The following is a 19146-nucleotide window of genomic DNA, read 5'->3' as shown; positions in this document are numbered from 1 at the left end:
CTGTTTGAGATACAGATGAAAGGGGGCATTATTAATGCTTAAAAAAAGAGCGGCTTGTGTAGCCATGGCTGTAACTGTACTGATTTGCTCATTACTGTCACCGCTTACGGTACGGGCAGAGGATAGCTGGACAGATATATTGGTTCAGGGATATGCTACGGCAAAATATGTGATTGCATCTGTCTTTGGGCTGGTTTCGGAAGACCAGCACACATACTTGGAAAATCAGCAGGAATATAAGGATTTTATGGATCAATTTGTGAAAGATCATGAAGCAGAATATAGAGCTGGTAAAGATGTAACGATGTCTTCTGAGGATTTACAAAAGCTGTATGTGATTGTAAAGGAGTCTTTAAGCGCACAAGATGGGTACTATATTTTGACTCCTAATATGACTTTTGATGATGCTATTAATAGATTTTGTGTGTGGGATTCGTCTTACGAAAGATATAGAGAGCATTATAAGAAAGTTTTTTTGGAATATTCAGGTGCGAATGAAATTTATATAGGTGTTAATCTACCAGAGATGTCCGCGGCCTTTTCGGGTCAGAATCCTTTCCTTTATCGTAATATTTCGGATGGCACTTATATGTTTGTTGGTTCTAATGGTTATTTACTATCATCTTCCGGGACTAGTGATAAGCCTCCTGGATCGTCTGATCGTGATGGATATTTAAAATATTTTTCTAACACTTATTCTTATCTTATTGATTATAGGACAAATGATTCTCGCTGTTGGGCTACTTTTAATGATTTGGATTTTACGTATGTGTATGGCCAGAAGCCTTTTAAGATTTTTTATGATTATGAATCTTTGTACCGATATGTAAATGGTGATCCTACATCGTCAAACTATGCAGGTAGTAAATTTTATAATTTTTCCGTTACAGGCGGTATTAACATAAGCCCGAAGGTTTATGTTGATGCTTCAAAAACCCAGAATGTTGAAAAAAAGTATTATGAGAAAATCAACAATCAGGTGATTAATAATCCGGGAATATCTGAATCAGATCTACAAGATATGATAGACAAGAGTATTGCGGAGATGATTAAAGAATTTGAGTATATGCAGAATCCTGAAACAGAGCCGGGGACAGAACCAGGAACGGAGCCGGGAACGGAACCCGGTGGAGATTCCGGACATTATGACAATATACTAAAGCAGATCTATGACAAGCTGGTTGAGATGCATGAGTCTATAAAAAAGATTAAACCGGGTGGAGGCTCCGCAGCGGGATCTACAGTTGGAGCCATTGTTGGAAATCTGATATCGGATCTGATTGATAAGATAATGGGCGGAGAGGAAACGGTTGAAGATGTGGTAACGGATCTAACAAGTAAGTTTTCCGGTCTGGCTGATGTCAGTAAAACAAAATTTCCGTTTAGTCTTCCATGGGATGTAATAACGGTATTTAAGGCCCTGGCTAGGACTCCGGAAACTCCTGTTTTTGAGTATCCCTTTGAAATTGAGTCCATAGGGTTTTCCTACACAATTAAATTGGATTTGAAAGAATTCGAGCCTTTGTCAAAAATAAGCCGGAGCTTTTTTAGTTTGACTTTTGTAATTGTGTTGATACGTTTGACTTTGATTATGATTAATAGGGGGGATTTAGGTGATTGATATTGTAATTAACATACTTACGGCAGTGATATCTATACTGCCAATGAGTCCGTTTACTGCTTTCATAGACAGTATAGGGGAGATCAGTGGCCTTGCTATGCTGAATTGGTTTATTCCATTTGATATATTTTTAGTCTTATTGGAGTCATGGGGGGTTTGTATGGGCATTTATTATCTTTATAGAGTAATGAAAGGGAATATAGAGCAGTAATGTATCTCATGCTTCGGTCAGCTCCGGCCCGATCGGCAGCTGCAGCGGAACCTGTTTGAGATACAAGTAAAGGAGGTGTACAGATGAGTGTATATTTTTTTAGTGGGAAACCAGGATCAGGGAAAAGTTTACATGCGGCTAAAATGATAGATCAGTGGATAAAAAAAGGGCGCAATGTAATTGCAAATTTCCCAATTAATGAAAACTTCTGGGACCAAAAGAGGAGAAAAGATAAATATGGTCAGGTAGTTACAGTAAGTAATGATGATCTGCTTAGATATGGCATCAGGGGGCTTGTAGGCTTTTCCGCGCAGTTTCATGAATTTAAAGATGGCCAGATGGTAGAAAAGCAGACGCTGGTTGTGATTGATGAGTGTCAGACGCTCTTTAACAGCCGAAGCTGGAACGTGAAAGGGCGGTCGGATTGGATTAGCCTTTTTACACAGCATAGAAAGTTTGGTTTTGAATTTCTGCTGATTTCTCAAGATAAGGTCTTTGTTGACAAGCAGATCAGGGCCGTATTCGAGTGGGACTATGAGCATAGAAATTTGCGTAAGTTTAAATTCTTTGGGTTGCTGCTCTCCCTGCTGTTCGGTGGTAACTTTTTTGTGGTGGTTATTAAAAGCATGTCCGTAGGGAAAAAGGATCACTCTGAGTTTTATGGAGCATCAAAGAAGTATTATAAGTTGTACGACAGTTACCGGATTTTTGATACAACAGCGCTGAGGGCCAATTACTGACCAGCGCCGGAGCTCGGGGCAGGGGCCCCGACTAGGCGCGGTCAGTAATGGCCCCAGGGATGTATCTCAAAAGGAAGCCAGGGCGCCGGCGGCAGCGGGGTAAAATGAGGTACAAAATAGCGTCGCCACGTGCTTGTACTACGTGGTCTGAAAATCCATATGAGATACATGGTTAAAACCGCATGGTTGACAGGAAAATGGGTTAAAAATGCGTTTCCCCAAAAGGCCCTTTGGGGAAAAAGTGAAAAAGGGCCGAATTGAGATACAATGACATGAAATGAGGTGACAAATTGATAGATAATCGTAGTTTTAACCAGTGCAAGATTATGCAGGATATGAACACTGAGGATGTAAAATATTGGTTTGATTTCAAAAAAAAGAAGTTCCTGCATCAGATTGATACTTTCTATTATTCTGTAAAGTTTAGTAATGATTTTACAGAGGATTCCAGGGACGAAAATGTCTTGCGGCTTAGAAAATATTTTGAGCTAAAGCAAAAGGAATTGTATGAAGTCTTTGACAATGTGGTGCAGATATATGTGAAAGGGCTGGGTAACTTAAATCTATTACCTATTACCTTTAGCGGGTTTTATTCCATTTGTTTGGAAAAGCCGGAAGAATTTAATATTTTCATTGCGCCTCGTGTACCCAGAAGCCAGGGCGGAGAATCCGTTACTTCGGAAATCATTGTGCAAATCAGGAGTTATATGCTTTGGATGCACGGCGTCCATGGGGCGTTTGAACGTTCCTATGAGTATATAAAAGGGTTGGCAGCATACTTCAAGTTAAATATTGATTTTGTTCAGGAAAATCGTGCAGATTACTGTTGGCATACTAACTATTTGAGTAACCCGGAAAAATTCTTTAACATGGAGAATTTTTACAAGATGCGTGTGGACCGCTTTAAGGGCGCACATTTTAACACAGAAAAAGCGGGGTCAGAAGATTATCTCATTGATTACATAGCTCTTGGAAAGCGGGGACAAAAATGTTTTGTCAGAATATACCTGAAAAGCAAGGAAGTGGTGGAGATGGGTTACAAGCCTTTTTTCTTTAAAGTCTGGTTGTTCCATGGCTTAATTAACCGCTATGATTTTTACTGCTATGAGGCTTGTTTTAAAAGAGGGGCCTGGGGCTACCTAGATATAGCACGTCTTAACTTTTATGCTGATTATGGACAAAATGAACATTACCGGAATATGGCGATGGAAGTAGTGCGCAAGAATGAGTTTCAGCTTCATGTAACGGATGAAGTGCGTGCTCTTGCCGATCTTCTTACGCCAAAGATTAACTTGATTATGAATGTAGAGTTCCAGACAATGCGTAAAGCATCTAAAAGTTATCCTTTGATTCCGTTTAAAGATAATTCCGGGAAGGGGGAAGCTCAAAGGATCTATGATTACTTGGATAATCACTATATGATTGCGAACTATCTGACAAAGAACATTCTCAGGCTTGTGGAACCTTCCGGTGATGCCAGGAAGAGCAGGCGGCCTGATTGTGGCTTTTGGAAGGCTCTGCGCAGCACTAAAATGGTGGATGTCCTTGTTCCTCCGGTGGAGCTGCCCTTTATACGACAATATAACAGGAAGCTTTCAGCAGATGTGATGAAGCGTCAGATCATAAATAAAACGGTTATGCTTGGATTTTATAATAAGGGGATCAATCGTGATTCTCCTGCCTGTGATGCTATGGATGCAGTCTTGACCATGAATGACAACGATATAAAGAAAGCTATGAGATATAAACAAAAAAAGTCCAGACAGCTATCTGGCAAGGAACTGTCTGGATTGCAAACCGATTTCTCAAGTGTTAAATATACGTTAGTCAAAAATGATACTGGTGAAATCTATAATCATGATAGCATAGACAATCTTTTTTTACAAGGTGAAAATGATGGATGTGAATAAATACTTAAGAGAGTGCCGCAGGATGGCGCAGATGAAAAAGATAGATGAAAATATAGCGAAAGTGTATGCGGATGTGGACTTTAATAAGCTGTTTCAAAGGTGTCTTGACTATTTGCAAAATCAAGAAGATATAGCATATGCTGAACAATTATTTAATGATGTATCTCAGGCCCCGGTCAGCTCCGGCCCGATCGGAAACTGCAGCACAGAGGAAATGAGATACAATAGGAGGGAATAGGATGAATGTATCGTTAAAACAGGGATATGATTTGTTTATTTTCGACAGGGAAACTTATTGTAAGGATACTACAATATCAAACTATAGAAATACATTAAAATATTTCTTGGACTATATAGTTTCGGCTTACAATCGGCCTTTAGAAGATATAGATTTGGAAGAGTTGTCATTGCAAGATCTTCAGGGATATGTGTTGATGTTAAGAAAGAGGGAGAAGCTTATAACACATCCTTTTAAACCTACGGAGCATAAACCTATAACTAATACATCAATACGTACGTATTGTATTGATCTTAGAACTTTTTTTCATTTCCTATATAATAATGAGTATATGGAACACGATCTGATGAAACGGTTTAGATTAATCAAGCGTGAAAAGAAGGTAGTGCTTCCTTTGTTTGCTCATGAAGTAGATGAAATTGACAAGATGTTTAATTTGAAAACCTGTACGGGTTTGCGAAATTACTGCGTTGTACATCTAATGTTGGATCAAGGTATGCGATCTGGGGAAGTGTGTAACCTGAATGTAGCAGATGTTAATTTTGATCAGAATCATATATATGTTAGAGGAAAAGGAGATAAGGATCGGATCGTTCCGTTGGTGTCAAAGGTGAAAAGGCGATTGTATGAGTATTTGACATTGTACCGTCCCTATACTGGTTCGGAAATATTCTTGTGCTCTGTGAATGGGACGTATACGGATATTTCTCAAGACAGTATAAAGTCATTATTTTCACGTATTCGGTCGAAAACTGGGATCAAGAGGTTGAAGCCGCATCTCTTAAGGCATACCTTTGCTACATCGTTTTTACTGGGGGGCGGAGATATGGAATCTTTAAGGTTGTATATGGGTCATGCCAGCTATGAAACGACACAAAATTATCTGCATCTTGCAGATCTGTATAACCGAATGGGGACAGAGATTTACCGCCTTGACAAGATCTTTTTCAAACGGTACTATTAAATATGAGCGGGGGGAAAAGTGACACTTTTTCCCCCGCGAAATACAAAAAGGATGTGCCTAGAAATACACAAAAAAAGCCCCCGCCCGATGAATATCAGACAAGAACTTTTAAGCGTGCGTTAGAGGATTCGAACCCCCGACCTTTTGGTCCGTAGCCAAACGCTCTATCCAGCTGAGCTAAACGCACATTCCTTAGCAACGAAAATTATTATACTATACGTTTCCGGGTTTGTAAAGAGTTTTTTGAAAAAAACAGATGATTTTTGACTAAACTTTTTGTAAATCCTAGGAAATAGAAATGTATTCTACACTTTCTTTAACACGAATTTTGTGATATACTCTCACCAAAAGAGAAAGGACAGTAAATTATATGACGAAAGCAGAGTTTTTAGCTACCTTGCGTTCCAAGCTAATGGGAGAGGTTTCAACTTTAGAGCTGGAAAATACCATACGCTATTATGAAGAATATATATCTGATGCTGTGCGGGGTGGAAAGTCGGAGGAAGCAGTGCTGGATGAGCTGGGCAATCCACTGCTGATCGCCAAAACCATTATAGATACTGCAGGCAGGGATGTGGACGGTCCGGACCGTGTGTTTCACCAGGGCAATACAGACCAGTCAAGAGAACCGGAACATGGCTCTGGAGGGGCCTATCATTCATTTCAACTAAACTCCTGGACATCTAAGCTGGCAGTTGTTGCAGTTGTTGTTGTTGTGTTGATTTTGATATTTACCATACTGAGGGTTTTGATTCCAATTGTAGTGCCTGTACTTCTCATTTGCTTTGTAATCTCCCTGTTTCGCAACGGAGGACGTCGATGAAAATTTCAACCAAAGGGATCTACGCACTGGAGGTGGCTGTAGATTTGTCCATCTATGCCAGCAGGGAAAAGCTGGAGAGCATCAAAAATATAGCTGCCAGAAGAAAGCTCTCGGAAAAGTATTTGGAGCGCATTGTGGGCCTTTTAAAAAAAGAAGGGCTGGTGGAGAGTATCCGTGGTGCATATGGAGGGTACTATTTGGCGAGAGAGCCCAAGGACATATCCGTATTGGATGTGCTGACAGCAGCGGAGGGAGATCTGGCTCCGGTGGAATGCCTTTCCAAAGAAACCGACTGTGGTATTGACTGCGACACCTGCCCCACGAGGAACACCTGGAACCATATGTGGGATCTTTTGAGGGATTCTATAAAAGAAACCACAATTGAAGATATAAAAAAATTAGTGCTTGACAAATAGTGAATTTTTGGGTATAACATAAACATATTAAATATATAAGTTTGGTAGGAAATAAAAATGAGAGGAGGATAAAGGAGATGAAGATATCAACAAAAGGACGTTATGGACTGAGAGCGCTTGTGGATTTAGCCACACACGCACAGGACAGCACTCTGTCTTTGGTAAATGTGGCCAACCGTCAGAAGATCTCCCTGAATTATCTGGAGCAGGTATTTGCGACCCTGAGAAAAGCGGGGATTGTAAAGAGCGTAAAAGGGTCTCAGGGCGGCTATATGCTTGCCAGAAACCCGAAAGATATTACAGTGGGAGAAATACTTACTGCCCTGGAAGGAAAGTTTAGCATTATCGATGACACAGGCAATGAGGCAGAGCAGGATAAGATTCAAAAAGCCATTTATGAACTGGTGTGGGGAAAGATAAACCGATCTATCAATGGATTTTTGGAGGAGGTAACACTGGCCGATTTAGTGGAGCGCTATCAGAGCCTTCATTCAGGAGAGGAATTGATGTATTATATCTAATGTTTTACAGAGTTAAATCCTACTAAATTGATAAGCAATCTAAGCAATAGGCCACCAGTGATCGAAAGAATGAGGAGAGATAATTATGAAAGAAAAGAGAGCATGGAAATTTGAGACACTACAATTGCACGTTGGCCAGGAAGAGCCAGATCCGGTTACAGACTCCAGAGCAGTTCCCATCTATCAGACAACAAGCTATGTTTTTAAAAATTCTGCCCATGCGGCTGCACGGTTTAATCTGACGGATTCAGGCAATATATACGGCAGGCTTACCAATACCACCCAGGACGTTTTTGAGAAGCGCATTGCTGCCTTAGAGGGGGGCGTGGCGGCCCTGGCAGTAGCCTCCGGGGCTGCGGCGATCACTTACACATTTCAGAATCTGGCAAAGGCGGGAGAACATATTGTAGCTGCCAAGACAATCTATGGTGGAACTTATAATCTTCTTGCACATACTCTTCCGGAATATGGGATTTCGTCTACTTTTGTTGACCCGGATGAGGAAGGGAGTTTTGAGAGGGCCATACAGGAGAATACAAAGGCCATCTTTATTGAAAGTATCGGCAATCCCAATGCCAGTCTGATTGATATTGAAAAGGTCGCTCAGATCGCTCATGCCTATAAGATTCCCCTTGTTGTGGACAGTACGTTTGCCACCCCGTACCTGGTTAGACCATTAGAACTGGGGGCGGATATTGTGGTTCACTCTGCAACGAAATTTATCGGTGGACACGGAACTACCATCGGCGGCGTGATTGTGGACGGAGGCCAGTTTGACTGGGAGGCATCCGGAAAATTCCCCTCACTTACTGAGCCAAATCCCAGTTATCATGGGGTAAGCTTTACAAAAGCAGTTGGGCCGGCCGCGTTTGTCACAAAGATCAGAGCCATACTGCTGCGGGACACAGGGGCTACCCTTTCTCCCATCCATGCATTTATTTTTCTGCAGGGGCTGGAAACGCTCTCTCTGAGGGTGGAGCGCCATGTGGAGAATACGATGAAGGTAGTAGAGTACCTGAGCAGCCATACCCAGGTGGAAAAGGTGAACCATCCCTCACTGCCCGACAGTCCCTATCATGCACTTTACCTGAGGTACTTTCCAAGGGGAGGCGCATCCATTTTTACTTTTGAGATAAAAGGCGGGGCAAAAGAAGCGATGGAGTTTATTGATCATTTGAATGTTTTCTCACTCCTGGCAAATGTGGCGGATGTAAAATCGCTGGTGATTCACCCAGCCAGCACCACACACTCCCAGATGACGGAGAAGGAATTGAAGGAGTCGGGTATCAAGCCGAATACCATCCGTCTTTCCATAGGGACGGAGCACATAGACGATATTATTTACGATCTGGACCAGGCTTTTGCCGCAGTCCGGTGAAATGACAGTATTAGATAAGGAGAGGAATCGATGGCTAAAATTTATGAAAATGTAGGAGAGCTCACCGGCAGGACGCCGTTGGCAGAAATTAAGAGAATAGAGAAGAGGGATGGGCTTAAGGCCAGAGTGTTGGTTAAGCTGGAGTACTTTAACCCTGCGGGAAGCGTTAAGGACAGAGTGGCAAAGGCTATGATAGAGGAGGCGGAAAAGAAAGGGTTATTAAAGCCAGGCTCCACAATCATTGAGCCTACCAGCGGGAATACCGGGATCGGTCTGGCTGCAATCGCAGCTTCGAAGGGATATCGTGCGATTTTTGTGATGCCGGAAACCATGAGCATTGAGAGGCGAAAGCTTCTGAAGGGATATGGGGCACGGATTGTCCTGACAGATGGAGCAAAGGGAATGAAGGGGGCGATTGCAAAGGCGGAAGAACTGGCAAAGGAGACACCGGGCAGCTTTGTGCCGTCCCAGTTCGAGAACAAGGCCAACCCGGCGATCCATGCTGCAACCACCGGGCCCGAGATATGGGAGGATACAGAAGGCCAGGTGGATGTCTTCGTTGCCGGTGTGGGAACCGGAGGAACCATCAGCGGCACGGGAACTTTCCTGAAGTCTAAAAAGCCAGAAATCAGAGTAGTAGCTGTGGAACCGGAAGCATCTGCGGTGCTCTCAGGAGAAAATCCAGGTCCCCATAAGATTCAGGGCATAGGCGCCGGGTTTGTGCCGAATACGTTGAATACTAATGTATATGATGAGATTATCCGGGTGCAGAATGACGATGCCATCAATACCTCAAAGAGATTGGCAGTGGAGGAGGGATATCTGGTGGGAATCTCCTCTGGCGCCGCTCTGTGGGCAGCCTTAGAGCTGGCCGGCAGGCCGGAATATGAGGGGAAGACCATAGTTGCTCTGATGCCGGATACCGGGGAGCGTTACCTGTCGACTGAGCTGTTTCCGGAGTAAAGCAAATAAAAGCATAAGTAAAGTTGTAAGTGCGGATCTTTTGGGTCTGCACTTTTTTTGAGCACGATATTGTCTTTTTGGAGGAATGAGGATACAATAATATCAGTACAGAGAAACTGAGGTGAAAAGCGATGGAGCAGATCACAGATTACAAACTGCTGCTGGATACTGCGGTGCTGGCAGGACAGCTTATGCTCCGAAATGGGGCTGAAATTTATCGAGTGGAGGATACGATTCACCGGATTTTGAGGGTCTCGGGGTTCAAGACAACGGAGGCCTATGTGACGTCCACTGGGCTGATCGTTACCCTGGATGATCCGGGGTTTGATTCCATGACAGTTGTCAAGCGAATCCATGAGAGAGACACAGACCTGGATAAGATAACCAGGGTAAACATGATATCCAGACAGTTCTGTGCCGGAGAGATGACACTGAAAGAGGCTTTCCATGAATTAAAGTACATGACGGAGAGTCCCTACAGTTTGCTGCAAAGGGATATATGTATTGTGATTGTGGCGGCGGCATTTGCACTCTTGCTGGGAGGGACGCCGTATGACGCACTGGGAGCAGGAATTGACGGAGCGCTCCTGGTGCTGTTTCAGCATCTGTCCGCACGTGTGCGTTTGAACGGGTTTATGCAGACCATGGCGTCCTCTGTGGTGATTGCTCTGGGGGCCCTGATATTGTCCTACATTCCGGGAAATACAATGAATGTGGACATGATTATCATAGGCGCCATCATGCCCCTTGTGCCCGGCGCGGCTCTGACCACAGCCATCCGGGATACCCTTCAAGGGGATTATGTGGCTGGCAGTGCTAAGCTTTTAGAGGCTTTTATCAAAGCCATTGCTATTGCAGTGGGAGTGGGTGTGGGAATGATATTGTTAGGAGGTATTGGACAGTGATTATCCAGGTACTGGCTGCTTTTGTGGCCATTTTGGCTTTTTCTATTGTGATTGGCGCACCCAGGAGATATCTGCCCTTTTGCGGAATTGTAGGAGCAGCCGGATGGCTGGTATACCTGTTAAATGTGGAGCCGCACGGGATTGTGACAGCGAATTTTATCGCCGCAATGATAATCGCCCTGGCCTCCCATATATTTGCGCGGATTTTCAAAGCTCCTGTAACTGTTTTTTTGATTCCCGGTATTTTGATACTAGTGCCCGGAGCCGGGATGTATCGGACCGTATACCAGTTTTTTCTGGGAGACCGGCAGGCAGCGGGAAGTTATCTGCTTCAGACAATGCAGATTGCAGGAATGATTGCGCTGGCGATTTTTGTGATGGATTCTCTGTTTGCGCTTTTGGGAAAAAGGGCGGAGCGATAAAATGGGATTTGCCATAGAAAAGAGTAAAGAGAAACGCCAGGTAGGGGAGCTACCTGACGTTTCGAGGGGAGTATAAATAATTAATAAGGGGTTGACCGGGGTGGTTTTTATATTAATATATAGTCCTACGGAGAGCCTTGTTTTGCAGGGTTTGTGTTCGCTGTGGGTTTATCCTGTGATAACCGATTTTATCGAAAACTGTGTACGAAACTGTGTACAAGGTTTGGATTTGTGATTGCTATAAAAAGGGTTTAGGGATATAATAAAAGATATTTTTTTAAAATTGGCAGGAGATTAATTGTTGCAGTGAATGCAGAGAGAATTAATTGCAGGAAATCAATTTTAAGATTGATGTATATGAGGGAAAGATATATAATAAAAGTAACATTAGATGGTGAAAATATAAGTAAAAGAGGTGAAAGCTTATGATGTATCCATATATGCAGTTGGCAGATGAAACCGAGATTACACATTCCCAAATAATTGAGAAAAATAATAAGCAAACGGTAGAAGTTCATTTTGAACGACCTACAGAGGATGGATTTGATACTGCGAGATGTGTTTTGCCGGATTACACATGGATCAAGTGTGAGGGGTATACGGTTCAGGAGATTGAGAAATTTAATGAGTTTTTAAGATGTAACGCTCATTTACTGTACAAGTATGCAGCAAATGGGGGTGTCCATATTGCCTAGTTTATTTATGGTAAGTGGTTATCGGGTATTCTTTTGGTCAAATGAAAATAATGAACCTGTCCATGTTCATATAGCAAAAGGAAAACCATCACCCAATGCGACTAAAGTTTGGCTGACAAAAGCGGGTGGTTGTGTAATGGCTAATAATGGGAGTAAAATTCCAACTAAAGAATTGATTGAATTAATGGAGATTGTTGCGGCGCAGTATTTTATGATATGTGCTGCCTGGAAAGAGCATTTTGCAGAGGATGATATAAAGTTTTATTGTTGAGTATTGGAATTAATGAGAATGTATATACGATTCCAATATATGTGGTAAGTAAGATAGGTTTTAAAAGTAGAGATTTTTCAGGCTGGAGTAATTTTCTGGCCTGATTTATTTTTTGCCAAAATAGAATTAGTAATTCGCTAAAAGTACAGATGATTTGATTGACACATTTTAGAATAAGTGATATCATAAATTGGAATGTAATTCATAAGAAGTACGGGAAGGAGGGCGCATGAAATTAAACGACTTAGTCGTAGTAAGAATGGGAATGAACTTATCAAGAGGAACAGGGAAATTAGAGACATCAGTTAATCCATATACCTATGATGATATGAAAAATGACATTAATGGATTATATTTAGATTCGATTGAATTGGCTCAAAATGATTTATCTTGTAATGATACTTATATTGTAAACTGCGGTAATATTGTTTTTAGTTTCGTTAGTTCTTCAGCAAGTATTGTGAGTGATATTAATAGTGGTAAAATATTAAGTCAGAACTTTGCCAAATTACTTATTGATCAGAAAAAAATAGACAGTTGCTACTTATGCTATTGTTTGAATGAATCGAAAGAAATGAGGAAGCAAATGAATATCTCAATGCAGGGCAGTGCGATTCCTAAATTGACACCAGCAATTTTAAAAGGATTAGAGCTAACTTTACCGGATATAGGAATGCAGCGTCTTATCGGAAAAAATTATTTTCGAATGAAAAAAAAGCAGAATTTGATGAAAGAAGAAATAAAGTTAGAAAAACAAATACAATTAGAGATATTGGATAGGTTAAATCAAATTAATAGGTGAGAGTGAGGAAAATAATGGATAACTTGAATACAAAATTGTTTAGTGCAGCAGATAATCTTCGAAGTAAGATGGATGCATCGGAATATAAAAATTATTTACTAGGACTAATCTTTTATAAATATTTATCAGACAAGCTGTTGCAGAAAGTGGTGGAGCTTGCAGAAGAATCATTAGAAACATATGACACACAGGAGAAACAAATAAAGTTATATAGAGAGTTACTTTTAGATGAAGATATTAAAAAAGATTTAATTGAGACACTTGTTGATACATTAAATTATGATATAAAGCCGGATAGCCTGTTTGGGGTGCTAGCTGAAAAAGCAAAAAAGAATATTTTTCAGTTGGCGGATCTAAATAAGGCATTTATAGATTTAGCTACGGAGTATGAGCAGTTTAACGGACTGTTTGATGACGTAGATCTTTCCTCCAAAAAACTAGGTGCAGACGAGCAGCAGCGTAATATAACAATTACAGAAGTGATTAAGAAGTTAAATGATGTTGATGTGCTGGGCCATGATGGTGATGTTATAGGAGATGCTTATGAGTTCCTGATCGGACAGTTTGCTTCAGAGGCGGGGAAGAAAGCAGGAGAGTTTTATACGCCGCATGAAGTATCGGATATGATGGCGAGAATAGTAACAATAGGGCAGGAAGAAAAGAAATTATTTAGTGTTTATGATCCGACAATGGGATCAGGATCACTTATGTTAAATGTAAGAAATTATGTTAAGCATCCAGAGCACATAAAATATCATGGGCAGGAATTAAATACGACGACCTATAATCTTGCAAAAATGAATTTAATACTTCATGGTATTGAAAAAGAAAATATGAATTTACGAAACGGAGACACCTTAAATAAAGATTGGCCAACGGATGAACCGTATCTGTTTGATGCAGTTGTTATGAATCCACCATATTCAGCTAAGTGGTCAGCAGATGAAACTTTTCTTGACGATTCACGTTTTAACCGATTCGGTAAACTAGCACCTAAGTCAAAAGCAGATTTTTCTTTTATGCTACATGGATTTTATCATCTGGCGGAAAATGGAACTATGGCTATTGTATTACCTCATGGTGTTTTGTTCCGAGGTGCTGCAGAAGGGGTTATTCGCAAAAAGTTATTGGAGAATGGGAATATCTACGCAGTTATTGGAATGCCCCCAAACTTATTTTTTGGGACATCAATACCAACTACAGTTATTATCCTGAAGAAAAATCGAGAAGAGCGGGATGTTTTGTTTATAGATGCAAGTAAGGCTTTTATTAAAGGCAAAAATCAAAATAAGTTATCGCAAGAGAATATTCAGGACATTGTTGACACTTATAAAGAAAGGAAGCGTGTTGATAAATACTCATATGTAGCAACATTCACAGAGTTGGAACAAAATGATTTTAACTTAAATATTCCCAGATATGTAGATACATATGAAGAAGAGCCCCTGATTGATTTGATATCTGTTGGGCGAGAGATGAAAAAAATCAGAAAAGAAAAAGCTGAATTGGAAGCTAGTATTTTAAAAGATATTCTTTCACTTCAATATAGTAAAGAAGATGAAGACTGGATAAAAGGTGCTATCGAGGTGTTTCAAAATGAAGAATAATAGAATTCCAGAGCTTAGATTCTCTGATTTTTCTGAGGAATGGGATGAAGAAAAACTTAAAGTATTAGCGCAGTTTAATAAAGGTAATGGATATTCTAAGTCAGATTTATGTCAAACTGGAATTCCAGCTATTCTATATGGAAGAATGTATACTAATTATGAAACGGTTATTGAAGAAGTAAATACATTTGTTGAAAATGCAGATAATGCGGTGATCAGTGAAGGGGATGAGGTTATAGTGCCGGCTTCCGGCGAATCAGCAGAGGATATTGCCCGTGCATCAGTTGTAAAAGCCAGCGGTGTAGTGCTTGGAGGAGATATAAATATTATAAAACCAAGCAATAAAGTTATATCTGAGTTCTTGGCTTTGATAATTTCAAATGGAAGATGTCACAAAGAACTATCACGAAGAGCACAGGGAAAGTCAATAGTTCATTTACGGAATCCGGACATAAAAGAAATACAGATTATTTATCCAACCCTAGAAGAACAAAGGAAGATTGCAGGTTTTATTATTAGTTTAGAGATGAGTATAAAAAAGCAAAAAGTTGAAATTGAGAACTTAAAGAAAATAAGGGAAGGGTTTCTTCAGAAAATGTTTCCTAAGGATGGAGAGTTAGTACCTCAACTACGTTTTCCAGGATTTACTGATGATTGGGAACAGCGTAAGTTGGGAGAGATTGCAGGTAGCACCTTCGGAGGAGGAACCCCAAGTACAAAAGTAGCAGAATATTGGAATGGAAATATACCATGGATTCAAAGTTCTGATTTAAAGATAGATTTGCTTTCGGACGTTACTCCAACAAAACACATCACTGAAGATGCAATTTTAAAATCAGCAACCAAATTGATTCCAGGGAATTCTATAGCTATTGTAACGAGGGTAGGTGTAGGGAAACTTGCATATATGCCATATGCTTATGCTACAAGTCAGGATTTTTTGGCTTTATCCGATTTGAAAGTGATGGCGTGGTTTGGGACATATAGTATTTACAATCTAATGAAGAAAGAAATAAATAATATTCAGGGGACTTCGATTAAAGGCATAACCAAAGAAGATCTTCTTGGAAAGAAAATACTAATACCGCATGAGAAAAGTGAACAGAATAAAATCGGATCATTCTTTGGAAATATTGACAACACTATCACTCTTCATCAACGACAGTTAGAGATTTTTATAGAAACAAAAAAAGCTTTCATACAGAAAATGCTGATATAGAAAGGAGATTCATGACTAAATTTCAACATAATGATGAATCAACAATAGAAAAGCGTTTGATTGAAGTCCTTGGTGAAGGTCATAATCAATGGAATTTCCGCCCGGATTTAAAATCAGAAGCGGATCTCTGGCAAAACCTGCGTCAAAAAATAACACAAAACAACCTTTCGGAGATAGGCGAGCATCCAATCACAGAGACAGAATTTGACCGCATTAAGATTGAACTCTTACAGCGGACAAAAACTCCATTCCAGGCGGCTAAATGGTTAAAGGGGGAGAACGGTATTGCCAGGATCAATATTGAACGCGAAAATGTCTCTTTAGGGCCGATGTCACTGATCCTATACTCTAATCAAGATATAGGCGGCGGTATTTCTACATATGAGGTTGTTCATCAGATTGCAAAACAGAGATCAAGAATTGACGAGCGGGATCGCCGTTTCGATGTGACACTGCTTGTTAATGGATTACCTATTGTACAAATTGAACTGAAGCAGGTTACTGCCAAAGATGGTGTCTACCAGGCATATAATCAGATCAAGAAATATGCAGAAGAAGGAATGTTCCGTAATAACATATTCTCAACCCTGCAGCTTTTTGTAATCTCAAACGAACAAACAACACGTTATTTTGCTAACGCCATGCCAAAGGACATGAATAAGAAATTCCTGTTTAGCTGGCGTATGAAAGATAATCGTAAGGTGGATAACTTATATGAGTTTTCCAAACAGGTACTGAATATACCGGATGCACACCGTCTGATAGCGAATTATACAATAGTCAGTGAGGATCAGGATAACCGTTTACTCATGGTGCTGCATCCTTATCAGATCCATGCAATCGAGGCATTATTTGCAGCGGCAGTGCGGCATCAGTCAGGCTATGTTTGGCATGCAACTGGTTCAGGTAAAACACTGACCAGCTTTGTATCAACGAAACTATTTGCGCGGAAATCAGGAATTGATCGAACGATTATGCTGATTGATCGTAAAGATTTAGATAGCCAGACTACAACAGAATTTACAAAGTTTGCATCAGAGTTTAATACAGGAATATCATCAGGTGATGCAGTTTCCAATAGCTTAATTGTCGGAACCGAGAGCTCAGAGCAGTTAAGCCGTGCGCTTTTAGCTGATAGTAATAATAATACGATTATTATTACCACTCGCCAAAAGCTGGAATCAGCATTGCGGTATGCTCAGAAAAAAGAGAAGGACAAGGGAACAAAAAGATTCGAAAAGCTCTTAGGCCAGCATATTGTATTCATTGTAGACGAGTGTCACCGTGCTGTGAGCGCAGAAAGTAAAGACGCGATTGAAGATTTTTTTCCAAATGCGACCTGGTTTGGTTTCACCGGAACACCAATATTCGAAGAGAATAAAAAGCAGGCAAAGGGACAGCTAGCACGAACTACACATGATCAATATGGTAAAGTATTACATACTTATACAATTAAAAATGCGCTTGATGACGGCGCAGTTCTTGGATTTCAGGTAGAGCATGAAGATACGATTGAGCAGACATCGCTCAATAATCTTATCTACGATAAAATGAGGGTGCAGTCGAAATATAGTGACAAAACCTCTGAAGAATTGAATTATATTATTGATAATATGCCGGCTATTGAAAAAGAAAGTTATGTGGATTCCTCTGATTATGAAAACGATGATCATATCAAAGACGTGATACATAAGATTTTCAGACCAGACAATGCTTACATAAAGTTTGATTTTCTGAATGGGCGTCCCCAGAAATCGGCGATATTAACAACCAGTTCTATTAATATGGCAAAACGCTATTATTATGCGATTAAGGAAATGACAGCTGATCCAAAGTGGCTGGAGAAAGAATTTAAGGATCATCCAATCAGAAAAGGGCGTACGATCGAAGATGTTGATTTTCCACGGATTGCGATCACTTATTCGATGCAGGAGAATGAGGAAAATGCAAAAGCGATCCAGGATGAAATGAAAGAGATTATATTAGATTATAATCGATATTACAATACGGCATGGACGATTGAAGAAGTTAATCGCTACAATAATGATATCAATAATCGCCTGGCACGTAAAAAGGGAGAATTCAAGAAATTTGGTAACCATCTTGATCTGGTTATAGTCGTTGACCGATTACTGACGGGATTCGATGCGCCTACGATTCAGACACTTTTTGTTGACCGAATGCTAAGTTACGCAAATTTGATTCAGGCATTTTCACGAACGAACAGAACATATCCGGGCAAAGAAAAGGGGCTGATTGTTACCTATCGAAAACCTGCGACATTTGAATATAATGTGGAAGAGGCTACAAAACTATACTCTCAGGTACAGGAAGAAACTGCACTTGTCTATCCCTCCTACGAAAAATCTATGGGACGTTTTATTGCAGCGTATGATAAATTCAGACAGATTCTGGATCAAAATGCGGAGATTAGTGAGCATTCTCCGATAGGTGAAAGGGTGGATTTCGTTAAGAGCTTTCAGGAGTTAAACAAATCGTTTGAGGCGCTGGTTACATATAATGAATATAATGATGAAATAGAATCTTCTGAACGTTTAAGCGATCAGGTGAAAATCTTAGAGGGGTATGTGGGGCTGTATAACACATTAAAAGGTTCCTTGGTTGCAGATGAGCCAGATGATCCTGATGTTGACTTTTCGGGGGTAGAGTTTTTCGGGAATAATGCAATCAAAGCCTATGATATTGATTCAACCTATATTGATAAACTTTTAGGAACATATTCCGCAAATAATCAGGACATTCGTGAAGAGATTGAAAAGGCGTTACTAAAGATGAACAAAGCCGAGCATGTTAAAGTTATATATCGTGCCATATTGGACGCAATCGATAAAGGTGATATTGATTTAGATGAAGATATTCTGGTAGTAAAACGCCGCTTCTTTACGGAAGCACGCGACAAGGCTATTAATAAATTTTCAACTACTTGGTTTTTATCGGTCGATGAGTTACATTCTTCAGCAGTTCAATATATGATAGGTCTCGATCCAATACCTAATATTGCTAATATTATTGATAGTGCGAATTTTGAGGATTATAAGAAGCTGCATCCGGAAATTATTAAACTAAAATATATTCCTGAGATGAAAAGGCAGTGGAAAAAGCTTTTAGAAGAAACGATTGTTCAATTAGATGATGAACTGAAATGATGGTGGCAGATCGTTCCTTGTGTATTTTAAATGAAAGATAGCTTTATATTAGAATACCAATTACGGCCGGCCGGCGCCATTAGCAAGGTCTTTTGATAGAATTTATTTCAGAGTTAAAGTTGATGCTGATCAGCTAAGTTAACTGGTATTGCAAATTCTTACGAAAGTCCATGCTAATGGCGTCTGTCGGCCGTAATTGGTGAAAAAGAAATGTGAAATTAAAAAAGTACAATTATATATTATAAACCTGAATGAGAGTTTGCTGTTAGAGAT

General features: G+C 40.3%; 19 protein-coding genes and 1 tRNA gene. 19 read left to right on the top strand and 1 reads right to left on the bottom strand.

Going from position 1 to position 19146, the window contains the following annotated elements:
• Window positions 1–34: 34 nt before the first annotated feature.
• The 6 genes from AC0THY_RS18185 (at window position 35) to AC0THY_RS18160 (ending at window position 5684) form a co-directional block, all read left to right on the top strand.
• A complete protein-coding gene (locus AC0THY_RS18185) occupies window positions 35–1621 on the top strand; it encodes a hypothetical protein (protein ID WP_489992002.1) in 1587 nt (528 codons plus the stop codon).
• The gene (locus tag AC0THY_RS18180) at window positions 1614–1832 is read left to right on the top strand and encodes a hypothetical protein (RefSeq protein WP_489992001.1); all 219 of its coding nucleotides are present in this window, start codon (window positions 1614–1616) and stop codon (window positions 1830–1832) included. The genes AC0THY_RS18185 and AC0THY_RS18180 overlap by 8 nt, the downstream gene beginning before the upstream one ends.
• A gap of 83 nt (window positions 1833–1915) precedes the next feature.
• Window positions 1916–2572, top strand: a complete 657-nt coding sequence (locus tag AC0THY_RS18175) for a zonular occludens toxin domain-containing protein (protein ID WP_489992000.1) — start codon at window positions 1916–1918, stop codon at window positions 2570–2572.
• A gap of 335 nt (window positions 2573–2907) precedes the next feature.
• Window positions 2908–4482 (top strand): hypothetical protein, encoded by a 1575-nt coding sequence (locus tag AC0THY_RS18170; RefSeq protein WP_489991999.1) that lies wholly within the window; start codon window positions 2908–2910, stop codon window positions 4480–4482.
• Window positions 4483–4513: 31 nt separating this feature from the next.
• Complete coding sequence (locus AC0THY_RS18165) at window positions 4514–4720, top strand: hypothetical protein (RefSeq protein ID WP_489991998.1); 207 nt, start codon at window positions 4514–4516, stop codon at window positions 4718–4720.
• 1 nt (window position 4721) lies between these two features.
• Window positions 4722–5684, top strand: a complete 963-nt coding sequence (locus tag AC0THY_RS18160; RefSeq protein ID WP_489991997.1) for a tyrosine-type recombinase/integrase — start codon at window positions 4722–4724, stop codon at window positions 5682–5684.
• A 113-nt stretch (window positions 5685–5797) separates the two neighbouring features.
• On the opposite strand, the gene AC0THY_RS18155 is transcribed toward AC0THY_RS18160, so the two are convergent.
• Window positions 5798–5871 (bottom strand) — tRNA-Arg (locus AC0THY_RS18155).
• 183 nt (window positions 5872–6054) lie between these two features.
• Here AC0THY_RS18155 and AC0THY_RS18150 point away from each other — a divergent pair.
• From AC0THY_RS18150 to AC0THY_RS18090, 13 genes are all read left to right on the top strand, one after another.
• Window positions 6055–6507: a DUF1700 domain-containing protein gene (locus AC0THY_RS18150; RefSeq protein ID WP_489991996.1), complete on the top strand. Its 453-nt coding sequence runs from the start codon at window positions 6055–6057 to the stop codon at window positions 6505–6507.
• The gene (locus AC0THY_RS18145; RefSeq protein ID WP_489991995.1) at window positions 6504–6923 is read left to right on the top strand and encodes an RrF2 family transcriptional regulator; all 420 of its coding nucleotides are present in this window, start codon (window positions 6504–6506) and stop codon (window positions 6921–6923) included. Before AC0THY_RS18150 ends, AC0THY_RS18145 begins: the two co-directional genes overlap by 4 nt.
• 77 nt (window positions 6924–7000) lie before the next feature.
• Window positions 7001–7444 carry an RrF2 family transcriptional regulator gene (locus AC0THY_RS18140; protein ID WP_489991994.1) on the top strand — a complete coding sequence of 148 codons (444 nt, stop codon included), beginning with the start codon at window positions 7001–7003 and terminating at the stop codon, window positions 7442–7444.
• A gap of 85 nt (window positions 7445–7529) precedes the next feature.
• Entirely contained in the window at window positions 7530–8822 is a 1293-nt protein-coding gene (locus AC0THY_RS18135; protein ID WP_489991993.1) for an O-acetylhomoserine aminocarboxypropyltransferase/cysteine synthase family protein, read from the top strand.
• Window positions 8823–8852: 30 nt separating this feature from the next.
• Complete coding sequence (gene cysK / locus AC0THY_RS18130; protein WP_489991992.1) at window positions 8853–9785, top strand: cysteine synthase A; 933 nt, start codon at window positions 8853–8855, stop codon at window positions 9783–9785.
• A 131-nt stretch (window positions 9786–9916) separates the two neighbouring features.
• A complete protein-coding gene (locus AC0THY_RS18125) occupies window positions 9917–10690 on the top strand; it encodes a threonine/serine exporter family protein (RefSeq protein ID WP_489991991.1) in 774 nt (257 codons plus the stop codon).
• Window positions 10687–11112, top strand: a complete 426-nt coding sequence (locus AC0THY_RS18120) for a threonine/serine exporter family protein (RefSeq protein ID WP_489991990.1) — start codon at window positions 10687–10689, stop codon at window positions 11110–11112. Before AC0THY_RS18125 ends, AC0THY_RS18120 begins: the two co-directional genes overlap by 4 nt.
• Window positions 11113–11537: 425 nt before the next feature.
• On the top strand, window positions 11538–11807 hold the full coding sequence (locus AC0THY_RS18115) for a hypothetical protein (RefSeq protein WP_489991989.1): 270 nt from the start codon (window positions 11538–11540) through the stop codon (window positions 11805–11807).
• Entirely contained in the window at window positions 11800–12078 is a 279-nt protein-coding gene (locus tag AC0THY_RS18110; RefSeq protein WP_489991988.1) for a DUF4160 domain-containing protein, read from the top strand. Before AC0THY_RS18115 ends, AC0THY_RS18110 begins: the two co-directional genes overlap by 8 nt.
• 229 nt (window positions 12079–12307) lie before the next feature.
• Window positions 12308–12880: a restriction endonuclease subunit S gene (locus AC0THY_RS18105; RefSeq protein WP_489991987.1), complete on the top strand. Its 573-nt coding sequence runs from the start codon at window positions 12308–12310 to the stop codon at window positions 12878–12880.
• Window positions 12881–12894: 14 nt separating this feature from the next.
• Window positions 12895–14487 (top strand): type I restriction-modification system subunit M, encoded by a 1593-nt coding sequence (locus tag AC0THY_RS18100; RefSeq protein ID WP_489991986.1) that lies wholly within the window; start codon window positions 12895–12897, stop codon window positions 14485–14487.
• Window positions 14477–15706, top strand: a complete 1230-nt coding sequence (locus tag AC0THY_RS18095; protein WP_489991985.1) for a restriction endonuclease subunit S — start codon at window positions 14477–14479, stop codon at window positions 15704–15706. Before AC0THY_RS18100 ends, AC0THY_RS18095 begins: the two co-directional genes overlap by 11 nt.
• An 11-nt stretch (window positions 15707–15717) precedes the next feature.
• Window positions 15718–18873 carry a type I restriction endonuclease subunit R gene (locus AC0THY_RS18090; protein ID WP_489991984.1) on the top strand — a complete coding sequence of 1052 codons (3156 nt, stop codon included), beginning with the start codon at window positions 15718–15720 and terminating at the stop codon, window positions 18871–18873.
• Window positions 18874–19146 lie beyond the last annotated feature (273 nt).

Source organism: Ruminococcus sp. 8Y-12 (assembly GCF_058119865.1).
The sequence above is the reverse complement of the archived record's forward strand: the minus strand, read 5'-3'. Positions and strand labels throughout refer to the sequence as shown.